Below are 16,494 nucleotides of genomic sequence, written 5' to 3'. Positions count from 1 at the left end.
GAAACAAAGCGCGCACTCTAACCGCTGTGCTCTACCGGACGCCAGCCATGGCGCTGAATATCAACACGATTGTTCAAGATAGTGACGCCTTCGCTACGCAAACGCGCACGTTGTTCGTCGCCTGAGGCGCTGCCCGCCGGCAGACTTATCCGACCACCGGCGCCCAGCACCCGATGCCAGGGTAATCGGGTGTCTTCGGGCAACTGGCTCAGGGTGCGCCCGACCCATCGGGCGGCACGACCCAGACCCGCCAAGTGAGCCAGCTCGCCGTAGCTCACCACACAGCCTTCGGGCACTTGCGACAAGGTCAGGTACAGCGCGGTACGCCGCATTTCGGCGGGGCTTTGCGGCGTATCGGCGGGTTGCTTCACTATGGGGATATCCGTTGAGATCGTCGCGGTTTTGTCAGAAACGTCTGTAAACATGACGATGAGCATTGAACTCAATATAAATCCTTGAGTCAGTTCTAGCCATGTAACACTATAACGCCCCTATTTTTTGCCACCCCTGAGCCCCGTATCTGCTTATGTTGTCCAGAACCCTGTTGTGCCTTGCTGTTTTCAGTGCTTCCACGCCCTTGCTTGCCGATACCGTCTGGTTGAAAAACGGCGACCGGCTGACCGGCAAGATCAAAGTCTTCGACGGTGGCAAACTGCTGATCCAAACCACCTACGCGGGCTCGATCCCGGTGGACTGGAAGCAGGTCAAGACCCTGGAAAGCGATCAGGAGTTGCTGGTCAAGCAGGACGCCTACAGCGGCGAAAAGGCCAAGTCGTTGCAGGCGTCGGATGACGGCAAGGTGGTGCTGGCCAATGGCGAGGCACCCAAGACGGTCGACCTGGCAAGCATCCAACAGATCATGAAGCCCAAGCCGGTGATCGAAGACCTGGTGTGGAAGGGCAACGTCGACCTGGCGCTGGACTACAAGCGTGCCGACAAAGACACCAACGACTACGACATCGACTTCAAGACCTCGGCCCGTCACGGCCAATGGCGTCATACGGGCAAAGGCGAATACAACCGCGAGTTCCAGGACGACATTACCACCACCGATAACTGGGCGCTGGAGTACAACCTGGACCGCTTCATCACCGAGCACTGGTTCTGGCAGGGCCGCCTGACCTACAAGCGCGACAAGGTCGAAGACCTGGCCCGTCAGCGCGTTGTCGGTACCGGCCCTGGCTATCAGTTCTGGGACGATGAACTGGGCGCGTTCTCCCTCGGTTCGCTGGTCAACCGCACCGACTACGAATACGCCGACGGCGGCAAGGACAACTTCTATTCCCTGGCCATGAAGTGGAACTACAACCGCTACCTGGTGGGCAAGACTGTCGAGTTCTTTACCAACGGCGAATTGGGCAAACCGCTTGCCGGGCCGTCCGAGTATTCCCTGGATGCGGAAATGGGGCTGCGCTACAAGGTCACCGAGTGGGCCTCGCTCAACTTGAAGGCCGAGCGCAACGAGGTCAGCGGCAGTTCCGAGAGCAGCCTGAGCAAGACTCGCTACACCGCAGGCTTTGGTGTGGCCTGGTAAAAGCTGCGTCGGCCACTCTGGCAACCTGCGCGGATATTGATTACCTTGTGTTGAGATCCATTCCCATATGCCATGGGCGGCGGAACACCCGAGGAGTCATACGTTGAGCGCGCACGTTGCCAAGAACGCCCGAGAGCTGTTGCTCAAGGAATACCGTGGGGCTTTGGCCACACAGTCAAAAGCCATGCCCGGTTTTCCCTTCGGCTCGGTCGTGCCCTACTGCCTCGATGAGCAGGGCCGCCCGCTGATCCTGATCAGCCGCATCGCCCAGCACACCCATAACCTGCAAAAAGATCCCAAGTGCTCGTTGCTGGTGGGTGAGCGCGAGGCCGATGATGTGCAGGCCGTGGGACGCCTGACCTACCTGGCCGAGGCCGAGAAACTGGAAGACGGCGCAGCCATTGAAGCCGCCGCCGAGCGTTACTATCGCTACTTCCCCGATTCGGCCAACTACCACAAGGCCCACGATTTCGATTTCTGGGTGCTCAAGCCGGTGCGCCACCGTTATATCGGTGGGTTTGGCGCGATCCACTGGGTCGACCAGCTGACCCTGGCCAATCCGTTTGCAGGCAAGGCCGAGCGCAGCATGATCGAGCACATGAACAGCGATCACACCAAGGCCATCGCCCATTACGTCGACCTCAGCGGTTTGCCGACTGGCGAGCCTGCGCAGTTGGCCGGCATCGACAGCGAAGGCATGCACCTGCGTATTGGCCAAAGCTTGCATTGGTTGCCTTTCGAGACGCCTTGCAACACACCGACACAAGTACGCGAGGCCCTGGTTTCATTGGCTCACGCCGCGGTATGGCCGAAAAAAACCACTGCCGACGCTTGAATTCACACAATGGCGACGTCATCTAAGGTGAACTGGCAAGGCATTCTTGCGTTGAGGAACCATTTGATGCGCCCTTTTTTATTGCTCTTTCTGCTGTTCCCGGTGTTGGAGCTGTTCGTATTCGTCAAAGTCAGCGGTGCGATCGGGTTTTTCCCGGCGCTGCTGCTGATCATCGCAGGCTCCATGCTCGGCGTCCTGGTGCTGCGCGTGGCTGGCCTGGCCACGGCGTTGCGTGCCCGTGAAAGCCTGAACCGCGGCGAACTGCCGGCCCAGACCATGCTTGAGGGCCTGATGATGGCCCTGGCCGGTGGCCTGCTGATCCTGCCGGGCTTTATCAGCGACGTGCTCGGCCTGGTCCTGCTGCTGCCGTTTACCCGCAAACTGCTGGCCGGCAAGATGCGCCAGCGCGCCGAAGAAGCGGCGATTCGCCAACGCGCGTTTGCCGACGACCTGCAACCCCGTGGCGGCCCGGCCCCGCGTCAACCGCTGGGGCGTGAAGGCGACGTGATCGAAGGCGAGTTCGAACACCGCGACAACAAATAACCGCTTCACTGGCACGGCACCTTCGGGTGCCGTGTTGCATTGGCCCGGCGAGCAATCTGAGAAAAAATTTCCTCCCGGCCCCCTTGTAATAAGCGCATGCGCCCTTATGTAACGGTCACCGCAAGGTTTCTGGTGGTGACATCAGACAGACTTCCGCGTCTCGCCAAGCGAGCCGCAACCGGCACCGCCGGAATTTAACCCGCCGGAATTGATACCGGCCGATGAAAAACACAATTAGGAGAGATCGACAATGAAGCTTCGTCCTCTGCACGACCGCGTCGTAATCCGTCGCAGCGAAGAAGAAAAGAAAACCGCTGGCGGGATCGTTCTGCCAGGTTCGGCTGCTGAAAAAGCCAACCACGGTGTGATCGTCGCTGCTGGCCCAGGCAAGACCCTGGAGAATGGTGATGTACGCGCACTGGCCGTGAAAGTGGGTGACAAGGTTGTTTTCGGCCCTTACTCCGGCAGCAACACTGTGAAAGTCGACGGCGAAGACCTGCTGGTCATGGCTGAGAACGAAATTCTCGCCGTACTGGAAGACTGATTTCCTCGCTCATTTTCCCGTTACTACAAAGTATTTAAGGAATATCGATCATGGCTGCTAAAGAAGTTAAATTCGGCGACTCCGCCCGCAAGAAAATGCTCACCGGTGTCAACGTCCTGGCTGACGCAGTAAAAGCGACCCTGGGCCCGAAAGGCCGTAACGTGATCATCGAGAAGAGCTTCGGCGCTCCGACCATCACCAAGGACGGCGTTTCCGTCGCCAAAGAAATCGAACTGGAAGACCGTTTCGAGAACATGGGCGCGCAGCTGGTCAAAGACGTTGCCTCCCGTGCCAACGATGACGCAGGCGACGGCACCACCACCGCTACCGTCCTGGCTCAGGCGATCGTCAACGAGGGCTACAAGGCCGTCGCTGCCGGCATGAACCCTATGGACCTCAAGCGTGGCATCGACAAGGCGACCATCGCCATCGTTGCCGAGCTGAAAAACCTGTCCAAGCCATGCGCCGATACCAAGGCCATCGCTCAGGTAGGCACCATCTCCGCCAACTCCGACAGCTCCATCGGTGACATCATTGCCGAAGCCATGGAAAAAGTCGGCAAAGAAGGCGTGATCACCGTTGAAGAAGGCTCGGGCCTGGAAAACGAACTGTCGGTTGTAGAAGGCATGCAGTTCGACCGTGGCTACCTGTCCCCGTACTTCGTCAACAAGCCAGAGACCATGGTTGCCGAGCTGGACAACCCGCTGATCCTGCTGGTCGACAAAAAGATCTCCAACATTCGCGAAATGCTGCCAGTACTGGAAGCCGTTGCCAAAGCCGGCCGTCCATTGCTGATCGTTTCCGAAGACGTTGAAGGCGAAGCCCTGGCGACCCTGGTTGTGAACAACATGCGTGGCATCGTCAAGGTTGCAGCCGTCAAGGCTCCAGGCTTCGGCGACCGTCGCAAGGCCATGCTGCAGGACATCGCCGTATTGACTGGCGGTACCGTTATCTCCGAAGAGATCGGCCTGAGCCTGGAAAGCGCTACCCTGGAAAACCTGGGCAGCGCCAAGCGCGTGACCATCTCCAAGGAAAACACCATCATCGTTGACGGTGCTGGCGTTGAAGGCGATATCGAGTCCCGTATCGCGCAGATCCGTGCCCAGGTTGCCGAAACCTCCTCGGACTACGACCGTGAAAAACTGCAAGAGCGTCTGGCCAAGCTGTCCGGCGGCGTTGCAGTGATCAAGGTTGGCGCTGGCTCCGAAGTTGAAATGAAAGAGAAGAAGGCCCGCGTTGAAGACGCCCTGCACGCAACCCGTGCAGCCGTTGAAGAAGGCGTGGTACCTGGCGGTGGCGTTGCGCTGATCCGTGCTCTGGAAGCCCTGACCAACCTGACCGGCGACAATGCCGACCAGAACGTTGGTATCGCTGTGCTGCGTCGTGCCGTTGAAGCACCGCTGCGCCAGATCGCTGCCAACTCCGGCGACGAGCCAAGCGTTGTGGTCAACGAAGTCAAGAACGGCAAAGGTAACTACGGTTACAACGCTGCGACTGGCGTCTATGGCGACATGATCGAAATGGGCATCCTGGACCCTACCAAGGTGACCCGTTCCGCGCTGCAAGCGGCAGCCTCCATCGGTGGCCTGATCCTGACTACCGAAGCTGCCATCGCTGACAAGCCGAAGGCTGAAGGCGCAGCTGGCGGCGGTATGCCAGATATGGGCGGCATGGGTGGCATGGGCGGCATGATGTAAGCCAGCCTCACCCGGCGCTGTAAAAAGCCCCGCCTGCAGTGATGCAGGCGGGGCTTTTTTATGCACGGCTTGCCTTCCTCTGTAGGAGCGAGCTTGCTCGCGAAAAACGTCAACGATAACGCGTGCGTCCTGAATAAACGCGGCGCCTGTGCGTTTTTCGCGAGCAAGCTCGCTCCTACAGGAGAAGGCGATTAGGCCGGTACAGCAACAGGCAATACAACCCCAGGCAAATCAGCCAGCAAAAAATCGCTGTCCACACGTTGTGGGAAAAAAAGTGTGCCCCTTGCAGCATACGGCTGACTGAAAACACGCTGCCCAGGCTGACGGCGAATATGAAAGCGTAGCGCGCCAGCTTTGGTCGCCGATCCCTCAGGGCGAAGAACCAGGCGAACAAGGCAAACCCGGTGGCTGCATGTCCGCCGGGCCAACAGCGGCCAGGTTTATCGGTAGGTGGGCGCGGGCTGAGCAGTTCGCTGTAGGTTTCCTGGCCGCCGAACTCTTTGAGACTCCAGGGGCATTGCACGGCGGTGATGGTTTTCAACGGTGCCACGAAGGCCGTTGCCAATCCCAGGGAGAGTACCAGGCAGACCAGTTCGCGACGGTAAGGCTTGAGTCGTTGCAGAATGAAGCTGCCGAGCAGCCCCAGAATCGCCAACACCGAAAACAGGATCACCAGTTGCTTGGCCCGATCATGCAGGATGTCTTCAAGGAAGAAGCTATAGCGGCCGATGAAGCCGCCAGCCTCCGCGCTGTAGAAGCGCCTGGCCAGGTCCATGTCCAATGAGGTCAGTTCCAGCAACAGCAAGACCACTGCGGCGCCGGCAGGCAGGCCCAGGCACAGCCAGAAATTGAGCGGTTTGGAAACCGGTAAAGAGGAGGGGGATTTCATCACGAACCTTGGTGAGAAAGCCCCGTGCTCACCTGCACGGGGCTTTTTGATTAGCGTTTGCTTAAGACTGGCGCCTCTTCCTTGGGCGCTTTCCAGCTCAGCAGTTGCTGTTTGTAGCCGTAGCTGGCGGCCTGATAGTAGGTAATTGCCCGCTGGATCAATGGGTCATCGCTACCGACGCGCAACTCCTGGCTTTCTCCAAGGGCCTGATCGTGGCGACGCAAGCCTTGGCGCGGGCTGAGGATTGCCAGGTCCTTGCCGTCAAACAAGCCCAGATGCTGGTAGTTGCCCACCACGACTCGCGGTGGCAGCGGGTTGTCTTGCAACAGATTACGGCCGAAGAACGTCGACTCGTAGCTGAGGTTGATCAGGCCCAGCAAGGTCGGCGCAAGATCGATCTGGCTGGCCAGTTGCGCGGACTCCCGTGCGTCGATCAGCTTGGGCGCATAGATAAAAAACGGGATCTGGTAGTTGGTGATCGGCAGGTCTTCCTTGCCTGCGCTGCCGGCCGTGTGGTCGGCGACGAACACAAAAATGGTGTTATCGAACCAGGGTTTCTGGCGTGCAGCCTCAAGGAACTGGTTGATGGCGTAGTCAGTGTATTTCACCGCACCATCGCGGCCCTTGCCGGATTTGATGTCGATGCGCCCATCCGGGTAGGTATAGGGACGATGGTTGGAAGTCGTCATCAGTTGCAGCAAGAACGGCTGTTGCTTGGCGTAGTCGGCGTCGGCCAGTTTAAGCGTCTGTTTGAACAGGTCTTCGTCGGCCATGCCCCAGGCATTTTTGAACGAGATTTCTGACTCGGGCACGCTGCTTTGGTCTACGACCCGATACCCGTTGCCGCTGAAAAACGCGTTCATATTGTCGAAGTAACCGCGACCGCCGTAGACAAACACACTGTCGTAACCGATGGCCGTGAGTTGTTGGCCGAGGCTCGCGAACCCGCTTTCACGGCCGATGCGCTTGACGATCGAGCGCCCTGGCGTGGGTGGGATCGCCAGGGTAATGGCTTCCAGGCCCCGGTCGGTTCGTGTACCGGTGGCATAGAAGTTATTGAAGTACAGGCTTTGTTTGCGCAATGCATCCAGGTTGGGCGTGAGGTTGCGTTGATCGCCGTTGCTGCCCATGTACTTGGCGCTGAAGCTTTCGATGGTGACCAGCACGATGTTGGGCTTGCGCAGTGTGCCCGGGTTGGTGATGGCGCGGCGAATATCCAGCGGGTCCGGGTCGATAAAGCGCGCGTTGGGCTCGCTGAGTTCGGCGCGCAGTTGCCGGGCGACCACATCGGTGGGCAGGCTCTGATAGAACTGGGTGTAGTCCAATTCGTTATTGCGGAACGCAGCGAAGAATTGATAAGGACCGTTGCTGGCCAGTTCGTTCTTGTAAGCGTTACCGCCCTGGGCACGTGGGCTGTCCTGGCTGATCAGTTGCAGGCTGAGGCCGGCGACCACCAACAGGCCCAGGGCATTGACCAAGCGGCCACGCAGTGCCGGCAAAGGCGCCGCCATGGCGGCATTGAAGGGTTTGCGCAGGGCCAGGCTCATGAGGATCGCCAGCATTGCCAGCAGGCTCAGCAGCTTGCCGATCGGGTAAGACTCCAGCAGGTTGTTCAGTACCTCATCGGAATACACCAGGTAATCGACGGCGATAAAGTTGAAGCGCACCCCAAACTCATCCCAGAACAGCCATTCGGCCACCGAGGTGAACAGCATGGCGAACAGGCTGATCGTCAGCAGCGCCTGCAAGAACCAGCGGTGGCCGCGGCGGCGCCACAGTGCGGGTGGGCAAAGCAGCAAATACAAGCCCAGCGGCAAGGCCGCATAGGCGAGGAAGCCCAGGTCGTAGAGCAGCCCCACGCCAAACACCGGCAGCAAGTTGCCGCCCACTTCATTCAGGTGAGTCACGAGCAGCACGCTGCGAGTGAGCAGGAAAACCAATAACCAGGCACCGGTTATCAACAGCAAATAGCGCATTGGCGCTGTTTTGAAAAAACCCATGTCCAAGTTCCTTATATCAATGGGGGGCGATCTTCGCCCTGAAACTGTAGTCAGCTTGTGAAGCTATAGTGAAAAACTCGTTTGACCATACAAACAGTTGGAAACCCCTATCGACGCGCCTTTCAGCTCTATCCCTGAGCCTCGCTTGGCCTTAAGCTGCGTGAGCCAACAAGGCCGTTACCGCGTACGGAGACACTGCCCATGCGAATTCTATTGGTTGAAGACAACCGCGATATTCTGGCCAACCTGGCCGATTACCTGGGTCTTAAAGGCTACACAGTGGACTGTGCGCAGGACGGCTTGTCGGGCCTGCACCTGGCGGCCACCGAGCATTACGACCTGATCGTGCTCGATATCATGCTGCCTGGCATCGATGGCTACACCCTGTGCAAACGCCTGCGCGAAGACGCACGGCGCGATACGCCGGTGATCATGCTCACCGCACGCGATCAACTGGATGACCGCCTGCAAGGCTTCAAGTCCGGGGCTGATGATTACCTGCTCAAGCCATTTGCCTTGTCGGAACTGGCCGCGCGAATCGAGGCGGTGTTGCGGCGTGCCCAGGGTGGTGGCCGCCGCGCCCTGCAGGTGGGCGACCTGAACTATGACCTCGATACATTGGAAGTCACCCGCGAAGGGCGCCTGCTCAAGCTCAACCCAGTGGGCCTGAAACTGCTGGCAGTGCTGATGCAGAAGAGCCCGCACGTGCTACGCCGGGAAATTCTCGAAGAAGCCCTGTGGGGCGATGACTGCCCGGACAGCGACAGCCTGCGCAGCCACGTTCACCAATTGCGCCAGGTGATCGATAAGCCCTTTGCCAAGCCGTTGCTGCAAACGGTGCACGGGGTGGGTTATCGCTTGGCCGAGGGCCGTGATGGAGTTTAGACAAAGCCTTGCCCAACGGATCATCATCGCCTTTGCCTTGATGAGTGCGTTGGTGGCGGGGGCCTTCGCCATGGGGATCGTTGCGACGGTGCACCTGGTGGAAGAGAAGCTGATCTCGGCGGGCCTGGGCGGTGACCTGCAACGGCTGCTGTTGATGGACAGCATGGAAGACTGGCGACATCGGCCGGAGCCGGACCAGCTGTTTTACTTCAGCGGCGGGCAAGGCGATTTCGAGTTGCCCAAGGATCTTCGGCATCTGGACCCGGGCTTCCACGAAGTATTTCGCGAGTCTCTGTCGTACCACGCCATGGTCGAGGTGATCGACGGTCGGCGGTATGTGCTGCTGCAGGATCAAAGCGATTTTGAGGAGCGCGAGCGCGTGCTGTTTGCCGTGGTGCTGGTGGGGTTCGTGCTCAGCCTGGCGCTGGCGGTGTTCCTCGGCTGGGTGCTGGCCCGCAAGGTGATGGCGCCGGTAGTACGCCTGGCTCGCCAGGTACGGCATCGTGACCAGTTATTAGGGCTGGCGCCGCCCTTGGCTCCGGATTACGCAGCTGATGAAGTGGGCGAGCTGGCGGTGGCGTTCGATGCCACGCTGGGGCGCCTGCGGCAGGCGTTGTCCCGTGAGCAGTTGTTTACCAGTGATGTAAGCCATGAGCTGCGCACGCCCTTGATGGTGTTGGCCAGCTCCTGTGAGCTGCTGCTGGAAAACCCCGCCATCGATCAACGCGGCCGTAACCAGGTCCAGCGAATCGCGCGGGCCTGTGAGGAAATGCGTGAACTGGTGCAGACCTTCCTGATGCTGGCCCGCGCCAAACACGATGATGCCGTCATGTCGGCTCAGGTCAACCTGACGCAGGTCGCCGAAGATTTGCTGGGGATCTGGCGCGGGCCCATCGAGCAAAAAGGCCTTGAGTTGATCTACTGCCCTGGCAATCCTCTGGATACTCGCTACAACACCACGTTCCTGCACGCAGTGATGGGTAACCTGTTGCGCAATGCACTGCATTACACCGAGCAAGGGTTTATCCGCCTCACGCTGGAGCCGAGTGGTTTTGTGGTGGAGGACTCTGGCGTGGGCATTCCTGAAGACAAGCGCGAAGCGATGTTCGAGCCTTTTGTGCGCGGCAGCGAGAACCGTGGCGAGGGGCTAGGGCTTGGTCTGTCGCTGGTGCAACGGATCTGCGAGAGCCAGGGCTGGAGCGTGAGCCTGACGACGATGGAGCCCAATGGCTGCCGTTTTCATGTCGAGCTGAGCCAGGTCAAAAGCTGACCGTTCAGTCTGTCGTTTTGCGGATGCAGACTGCCTGCTTTTCAGCGAAGATGGCCCGATGCTACTGAATGTTTCTGTAAAGTCTTGAAATGTATGCAGTTGGACAGGACAAGATTTTCACAATGAGTTGACCTGTTGATTACGTTTAGCTGCTTAAGGTTGCAGGCATCAGTTACCGGAGACGTACGATGCCTTCCCCAATCAAGTTGGAATTTTCCGAAAAGTACGACGATCAACACGCGCAACAATATTTGCTCAAACATCAGGACAATCTGGCTCGCCGGTTGTCCCACAAACGCGACGAGCAGCTGGCGCGTGGTGCACTGGCTATGGCCGGTGAGCCGGGCCTGGTGCTGGACCTGCCTTGTGGCGCTGGACGTTTCTGGCCGTTGCTGGCCGAAAAACCCAACCGTGTGATTATCGGGGCTGACAATTCGGCGTCGATGTTGAAGATCGCCACCACCGCTCAACCGGCGGAGGTGGTGAAACGGGTACGCCCTTTGCAGACATCTGCCTTTGATATCGATTTGCCAGATAACTCCGTCGACAGTATTTTCTGCATGCGCTTGATGCACCACATCGGTGAAGCGGAGCACAGGCTGACAATACTGCGTGAGTTTCAGCGAGTTACCCGCGACAGCGTGATTATTTCGCTGTGGGTGGACGGCAATTTCAAGGCCTGGAAGCGCAAGCGCAGCGAAGTACGTCGTCGCAAAAGAGGTGAGCAGGAAGGTTACCAAAACCGGTTTGTGTTACCGGCTGCTACTGTCGAGGCAGAATTCGAGCAGGCCGGTTTCCGTGTTCAGGAATCCCTGGACTTCATACCGCTCTACGCCATGTGGCGAGTGTATGTATTGCGCAAGAGGTAACAGATGGCAGTTGAGTGCGTAGCAGGCAGTCATGTAGCTCCCGAGGAGCGGTTTGATTATTTCTGGCGCCAGAAGGGTGAGTGGGTCGAAGAACCCAATCGCCGGCGTGGCGGTGAAAGTGGTGTGCAGCGAGTGGTCAGCCCTAATGGGCGTTTGCTGTATTGCAAGCGTCAGACCGGGCACATCTACCGCAGTTGGTTGCATCCATTTGGGCGTCCGACCGTGCTGCGTGAGCGTGATGCCTTGAAGGGCCTGCGTTTGCTGGATGTGCGCGTGCCGGAGTTGGTGTTTTGCGAGGCGCGACGCGACCCGGAGCATCAATGGAAAGCCCTGTTGGTGACCGCGTCACTGGACGGTTTCGACGAGATCGAAAACTGGTACGCCGCCGGTGGCCGTGAGCAGTACGGCGAGGCGGTCCACGAGCGGTTGCTCCAGGAGCTGGCCGGCACCCTGGCCCGTATGCACAAGGGCCGCTGGCAGCACGGTTGCTTGTATATCAAGCACATTTTCGTGCGGGTAACCGGTGAGCCTGATGCGGCGATTGTGGAAGTGGCCCTGCTGGACTTTGAAAAATGTCGCCAGCGTTTGACCGCTTATCGGGCGGCGTCCCATGACATGCTGCAATTGCGTCGCCATTCGTCGTGGAACGATACCGACTGGAAAAAACTCAGCTACTTTTACGAGACGGCGTTTGGCAGCGCTATCAAGGGTTTAACCAGATGAAGCTAGAAATAGCACGAGGTTTGTTTTTGGTCGGGGCGTTGGGCATTTCAGCCCTTGCCCTGGCAGCGTGGGAACAACCTCGCACACAAGTGCTCAGTGCGGTAGACGGTGGCGGGCAATGCCTGCTGCCGCGGATTGCCAAGGCAAGTGTGGCGGCCAGGCCTGATCATGATTTGCTGCTATTCATGTTCGGGATGTCTCAAGCAATGAGGCCGCAAAGTTGAAACGAGTAAAACTCCTGGAAAGGGCCTTGCGATGCGAGGCCCTTTTTTTCGCCTGACGCTTTAACGGTAGGAGCAAGCTCGCTCCTGCAGAGGGGCAATTTTCAGATCAGGTGCAGGTGGTTATCCCAAAACCCCGCCGGTAATTCCAATGGCTTGGCCATCAGTCGTTCCTGACGACAATCATAGAAGCGGCAACGTCCCTGTCCCGACGTAACCACAAACCCGTCCGCCACTGCACCCACACCGGCGCAGTCGGGCAACGGCCCATCCAGGCGTAGCTCGGCGCTGTCCATATCCCAGATGAAGAAACGATTGCCACGCGGCGCCGTGAGCGCTACCAGGCGCAGTTCGCTGTGTACCGCCACGCTGGCGGTGTAGTGCCCCATCGCTTGCAGTTGCTCATCGGCTACCGGGAACGCCATAAAAGGCTGGCCCGGGCGCTTGATTGCGAGCAACTCGGAACGTTCCTGGGACGGCCCCATGAACTGCTGCCCGGTGAGGATGGTGCCATCGCTGGCGATCCCCATATGGCGCACGCTGTTCATTTGCTGCCCCAACGTTTCCTTGCTGATCAAGGTGCCATCGCGCTGCATCAGCACCAGGCTCGGTTCCATGGCGTTGAGGTTCATCTCCACGCGGCTTTCGGCTTCGGTGCGAATGCCGCCGTTGGCCACCACCAGGGTTTCGCCGTCGGGCATCCAGGAGACCTGGTGCGGGCCGACGCCGTGGGTGGAAATCTCGCCGCTGTGTACCAACCGCTCGCCTTCGAACTTATACACACCCAACAACCCACGACCGGGATCTGAGGTGTCGTTCTCGGTGGCGTACAGCCAGTCGCCGCTCTTGTGGATCACCGCATGGCCGTAAAAGTGCCGGTTGGCCTTTGAGGTGATGGTTTGCAGCAGCGTGCCATCGCGCAGGTCGATCAGGTAGCTCTCGGTGCCCGGGCGACGGGCGACGAACAGCGCAATTGGCCGTGTGGGGTGGTTGATGATGTCGTGACAGCGCTGGCCGACCTGGGTGGCAAAGACGGGCTTGCCGTCCAGGCGATAGCCGACAGCGTAGTGCTTGCCGTCGGCATCATCGCGTGCCGAGAGCAGCAGCGGCCCCTTGTCTTTGCCTTTGAACAGCGTCCAGCCGCCCAACGTGAGGGCGCTGAGCAGCACGCTACCCAGCGCCAAAGCCTGTCGCCTGAGCATCATCAGTCACCGTCGTTGGCGTTGAAGCCCAGTTGGACGCCCAATGCTTTGGCCAGCTCGCCCTCGTGAAGGCGATGGACCACATTGAGGCTGTCGTAGATATCGTTGAGTTGCTGGCGCCCGGCGTCATCGTTCAACAGTTCATTGAGGGAGCGCTGGTTGCTGGCGAACAGTTTCAGCGACGCAGCATAGGCGGCGTCGATCTTCTCGGCCAACGGCTTCTGATCGCTCGGCAGCAGGCCGCGCAGGCCTTTGTTGTCGACACCGACCCATACGGTCTGGGCGGCGGCGAGGCTGGCCTCCAGGCTTTGCAGGGAGGACTGGCTGCGCCATGCATCGGCCTGGAAGGGTTGCGGGATGCCCTTGGTCTGGCGGCCCATCGGCGTGCCGAGTTTTTTCTTCAGGGTGTCCAGTGCGGTTACTTGCACGCGCAGCAGATCGGCAATGGCTTCGTGGGAATCAGCGTAGCGCTGGTTCGGAAACTTGGTCATCTGCGCGAGCATACCGTCGGTGCTGTTCCAGCTGGCGAGGATCTCTTCAGCCAGGGCTTTCTGACGCTCGCCGATGGCCATCAGCAGCGGGCAGTAGCGGGCTTTCTGGGTTTCGTCGGCAACGTCGGGCTTGGCGTCGTAGAGGATGTATTCGTAGGCCGACAGGCCCTGCACCACCACGCTCGATTTGGCCAGGGCGGCCGCATCGATCTGCGGCTGGGCGCTGACCAGTTGCTCGACCTGGCGACCTACCAGGTTCTTCTTGTCCGGCCAGAACTGTACCTGCCAGGCGCGGTTGCCTTCGGCCAGTGGGCCGATCAGCAACGGTTGCAACTCGGCCCAGGCTTTTTGTGCGTGCAGGAAGTCGGCGCGGGCGGTGTCCAGGCTTTCCTTGCCCTGGCAGTAGGCCAGGGCGCTGACGGCCAGCTGGCGGTCGGCTTCAACCCAGCGGCTGTAGGTCGGCAGGATCACCTGCTTGGCGATCGCCGCCGAGGTCACTGCTTGCGGGTCCTGGGGCGAGCACGCGCCCAGGGCAAGGGCGGCGAGGCTGGTGAACAACAACTTGGGACGAAACATGTCGAGCTCCCTTCTGTGAGTGGGGCAAAGCTTATAAAGAATTCAGGAACGCCAGCAACGCGGCCCGCTGTTCGGCGTTAAATGACAACACATGTTGCTGCGCCGCTTGTGCTTGCCCGCCGTGCCACAGCACGGCCTCAAGCAGGTTGCGGGCGCGGCCGTCATGCAAGAACTGGGTGTGACCACTGACGGTTTGCGTCAGGCCAATGCCCCACAGCGGCGGGGTGCGCCACTCGCGGCCGGAGGCTTTGAATTCGGTACGGTTGTCGGCGAGGCCTTCGCCCATATCGTGCAACAACAGGTCGCTGTAGGGGTGTATCACCTGGTTGGCCAGCTCGGGTTCGGCGGTGTTGGCGGCCGTGGTGAATGTCGGCTTGTGACAGCCCTGGCAGCCGGCCTCGTAGAACAGGTTCTTGCCGGCCAGCACCTGCGGCGTGTTGACGCCTCGGCGTGCAGGCACTGCGAGGTTGCGGGTGTAAAACAGCACCAGGCGCAGGATGTTGTCGCTGACTTCCGGCTCGCCGTCAGGGCCATTGCCGTTTGGCGCCTGCTTGCACGCCACTTGGGCGTCGGTGCAGTCATCAAAGGGTCTCAGGGAGGTCGTGAGGCCCATATCACCCGAAAACGCGTGAACATTTTGTTGGTTGAGGTTGGGTTGCCCGGCTTTCCAGCCAAAACGCCCGAGTACGGTTTTATGCTGGGCGTCATCCCAGACCCAATTAGCGCGGCCGACGATGGCGTCTCTGTCGGCGGTCTTGGGGTCGGTGTTGCGCAGGATATCGGCGTCGCTGATCGCTTCGAGCAGGCCCAGGCCGATCATCGGCGGCGCGATGCGTGCCGAGAAGCGTGTGTCGGGGTGCATCGGGCCGTAGCCGAGCTGGGTGATTTGCAGGTCGGGTTTGCGCAGTTCGACGACGGTGCCGTCCTTGAAGCTGACCTGGACAGGGCTGTAGTCGACCCGCACCTTGCCTTCCGGCGTTACGCCAGGCACGGCCATGTCTTGCAACTGCCCGCCGTAGACCGGCTCGGGCACCACGCCGAGCTGTTCGATCAGCTTGGCGTAGGGGGGCTGCTCTGTAATGGAGAGGGGAATGGAGAGGCGCACCAGCATCGACACGGCATTGGGTGCATCGGGCAGCGGCGGGTGGCCACGGCCGTCCTTGATATGGCAGTTCTGGCAGGCGTTGGTATTGAACAGTGGGCCCAGGCCATCCCGTGCCGTGGTGGTGGCCGGCGCGATCACCCAGGGGTTGCGAAAGAAGCTGTTACCGACGCTGAAATCCAGGCGACGGCTGGGTGCCAGGTTGGCCGAGGGCAGGGAAAAGGCGTTCTGGTCGCGCTTGTTTACCGTCGTCGCGCCACCGGATCGCGATTCACCCGGCTCGGCCTTGGTGAAGCGAGGGGCGTCGTCGCAAGCCGTCAGGCATAGAGCCAGCAACGCTGCAGACAGGTAGGAAAGCGAACGGAACATCGAGATTCCTGGACGAGGGGGCAAAATCTGGTCGCAAAGTCTAACAGGGCCGGGCGGTTTGAATAAGAGCAATTATCGTTTGGTGGCATCGCGATTCTTTCCCGCTAGAATGACCGCACATTTTTTTCTGGAGGTGGCCAATGCAGGCTCTCGACGCTTTGCTCAACCGTGTTTCCGTGCCGCGTTTACTCGACCCGGCACCGACCCAGGAGCAGCGCGACCTGTTGTTCGCTGCCGCCATGCGGGCGCCCGATCACGGTCAATTGCGCCCTTGGCGTTTCCTCACCGTAGAAGGCGCAGCCCGTGAGCAAATGGGCACGCTGTTGGCCGAAGCCGCCCGGCTGCAGGACGCCGACGCACCGCAAGCGGTCATCGACAAGGCGCAGAACGGCCCGCTGCGTGCGCCGTTGGTAGTTGTGGTGATTGCGCGTTTGCAGGAGCACTTCAAAGTGCCCAAGTCCGAGCAATTGCTGGCGGCGGCCTGTGCGGCCCACGGCATCCTGCTGGCGGCGTATGCCCAGGGGATTGGTGCAGTGTGGCGCACCGGTGAACTGTCTTACTCGGCCCACGTCGCCAAAGGGTTGGGGCTGACGGCGGATGAGGAGGTGATTGGCTTCCTTTATTTGGGTACACCGCAGAACCCGCCGCGTACCGCACCGAAGGAAGACCTGACGCCGTTTGTCCAGGCCTGGACCGGCTTTCAAGACAAAAAGTGATCTAAATGTGGGAGGGGCGGTGCGACGT

General features: G+C 59.8%; 17 protein-coding genes. 11 read left to right on the top strand and 6 right to left on the bottom strand.

Annotation, left to right across the window (positions count from 1 at the left end):
* Positions 1-17: 17 nt before the first annotated feature.
* Complete coding sequence (locus IH404_RS22880) at positions 18-332, bottom strand: MGMT family protein (protein WP_050549437.1); 315 nt, start codon at positions 330-332, stop codon at positions 18-20.
* A 194-nt stretch (positions 333-526) separates the two neighbouring features.
* Between IH404_RS22880 and IH404_RS22875 the strand changes: the two genes are divergently transcribed.
* From IH404_RS22875 to groL, 5 genes are all read left to right on the top strand, one after another.
* On the top strand, positions 527-1,534 hold the full coding sequence (locus IH404_RS22875) for a DUF481 domain-containing protein (protein ID WP_005791049.1): 1,008 nt from the start codon (positions 527-529) through the stop codon (positions 1,532-1,534).
* A gap of 103 nt (positions 1,535-1,637) precedes the next feature.
* On the top strand, positions 1,638-2,369 hold the full coding sequence (locus IH404_RS22870; protein ID WP_148852649.1) for a HugZ family protein: 732 nt from the start codon (positions 1,638-1,640) through the stop codon (positions 2,367-2,369).
* 66 nt (positions 2,370-2,435) lie between these two features.
* Positions 2,436-2,912, top strand: coding sequence for an FxsA family protein (locus IH404_RS22865; RefSeq protein WP_032879654.1), 477 nt, complete (start codon positions 2,436-2,438; stop codon positions 2,910-2,912).
* Positions 2,913-3,162: 250 nt separating this feature from the next.
* Positions 3,163-3,456, top strand: coding sequence for a co-chaperone GroES (locus IH404_RS22860; protein WP_003193940.1), 294 nt, complete (start codon positions 3,163-3,165; stop codon positions 3,454-3,456).
* 50 nt (positions 3,457-3,506) lie between these two features.
* A complete protein-coding gene (gene groL / locus IH404_RS22855; protein ID WP_005791041.1) occupies positions 3,507-5,153 on the top strand; it encodes a chaperonin GroEL in 1,647 nt (548 codons plus the stop codon).
* 175 nt (positions 5,154-5,328) lie between these two features.
* Here groL and IH404_RS22850 read toward each other — a convergent pair whose 3' ends face one another.
* Both IH404_RS22850 and IH404_RS22845 read right to left on the bottom strand, forming a co-directional pair.
* Complete coding sequence (locus tag IH404_RS22850) at positions 5,329-6,042, bottom strand: phosphatase PAP2 family protein (RefSeq protein WP_194439112.1); 714 nt, start codon at positions 6,040-6,042, stop codon at positions 5,329-5,331.
* Positions 6,043-6,092: 50 nt separating this feature from the next.
* The gene (locus tag IH404_RS22845) at positions 6,093-8,042 is read right to left on the bottom strand and encodes an LTA synthase family protein (protein ID WP_194439110.1); all 1,950 of its coding nucleotides are present in this window, start codon (positions 8,040-8,042) and stop codon (positions 6,093-6,095) included.
* Between the two features lie 201 nt (positions 8,043-8,243).
* Here IH404_RS22845 and colR point away from each other — a divergent pair, with 201 nt between their 5' ends.
* The 5 genes from colR (at position 8,244) to IH404_RS22820 (ending at position 12,013) form a co-directional block, all read left to right on the top strand.
* The gene (gene colR, locus IH404_RS22840; protein ID WP_003208587.1) at positions 8,244-8,927 is read left to right on the top strand and encodes a two-component system response regulator ColR; all 684 of its coding nucleotides are present in this window, start codon (positions 8,244-8,246) and stop codon (positions 8,925-8,927) included.
* Positions 8,917-10,197, top strand: a complete 1,281-nt coding sequence (locus IH404_RS22835) for a HAMP domain-containing sensor histidine kinase (protein WP_005791031.1) — start codon at positions 8,917-8,919, stop codon at positions 10,195-10,197. Before colR ends, IH404_RS22835 begins: the two co-directional genes overlap by 11 nt.
* Before the next feature lie 188 nt (positions 10,198-10,385).
* Positions 10,386-11,066 (top strand): class I SAM-dependent methyltransferase, encoded by a 681-nt coding sequence (locus IH404_RS22830; RefSeq protein WP_005791029.1) that lies wholly within the window; start codon positions 10,386-10,388, stop codon positions 11,064-11,066.
* A gap of 3 nt (positions 11,067-11,069) precedes the next feature.
* Complete coding sequence (locus IH404_RS22825) at positions 11,070-11,789, top strand: lipopolysaccharide kinase InaA family protein (RefSeq protein WP_005791027.1); 720 nt, start codon at positions 11,070-11,072, stop codon at positions 11,787-11,789.
* Complete coding sequence (locus IH404_RS22820) at positions 11,786-12,013, top strand: hypothetical protein (protein ID WP_005791025.1); 228 nt, start codon at positions 11,786-11,788, stop codon at positions 12,011-12,013. Before IH404_RS22825 ends, IH404_RS22820 begins: the two co-directional genes overlap by 4 nt.
* Positions 12,014-12,114: 101 nt before the next feature.
* Here IH404_RS22820 and IH404_RS22815 read toward each other — a convergent pair whose 3' ends face one another.
* From IH404_RS22815 to IH404_RS22805, 3 genes are read right to left on the bottom strand one after another with little or no spacing between them, the layout of a single operon-like run.
* Positions 12,115-13,212 (bottom strand): DUF1513 domain-containing protein, encoded by a 1,098-nt coding sequence (locus IH404_RS22815; RefSeq protein WP_194440705.1) that lies wholly within the window; start codon positions 13,210-13,212, stop codon positions 12,115-12,117.
* A 2-nt stretch (positions 13,213-13,214) separates the two neighbouring features.
* Complete coding sequence (locus IH404_RS22810) at positions 13,215-14,279, bottom strand: imelysin family protein (protein WP_005791021.1); 1,065 nt, start codon at positions 14,277-14,279, stop codon at positions 13,215-13,217.
* A gap of 31 nt (positions 14,280-14,310) precedes the next feature.
* Positions 14,311-15,750, bottom strand: coding sequence for a di-heme oxidoredictase family protein (locus IH404_RS22805; RefSeq protein WP_194439109.1), 1,440 nt, complete (start codon positions 15,748-15,750; stop codon positions 14,311-14,313).
* Between the two features lie 140 nt (positions 15,751-15,890).
* Here IH404_RS22805 and IH404_RS22800 point away from each other — a divergent pair, with 140 nt between their 5' ends.
* Positions 15,891-16,466 carry an NAD(P)H nitroreductase gene (locus IH404_RS22800; RefSeq protein ID WP_005791016.1) on the top strand — a complete coding sequence of 192 codons (576 nt, stop codon included), beginning with the start codon at positions 15,891-15,893 and terminating at the stop codon, positions 16,464-16,466.
* Positions 16,467-16,494 lie beyond the last annotated feature (28 nt).

The sequence above is a fragment of the Pseudomonas sp. OST1909 genome (assembly GCF_015277575.1).
GTDB lineage: Bacteria > Pseudomonadota > Gammaproteobacteria > Pseudomonadales > Pseudomonadaceae > Aquipseudomonas > Aquipseudomonas synxantha_A.
Note: the sequence above shows the minus strand (reverse complement) of the source record. Positions and strands in the feature narration are given on the sequence as shown.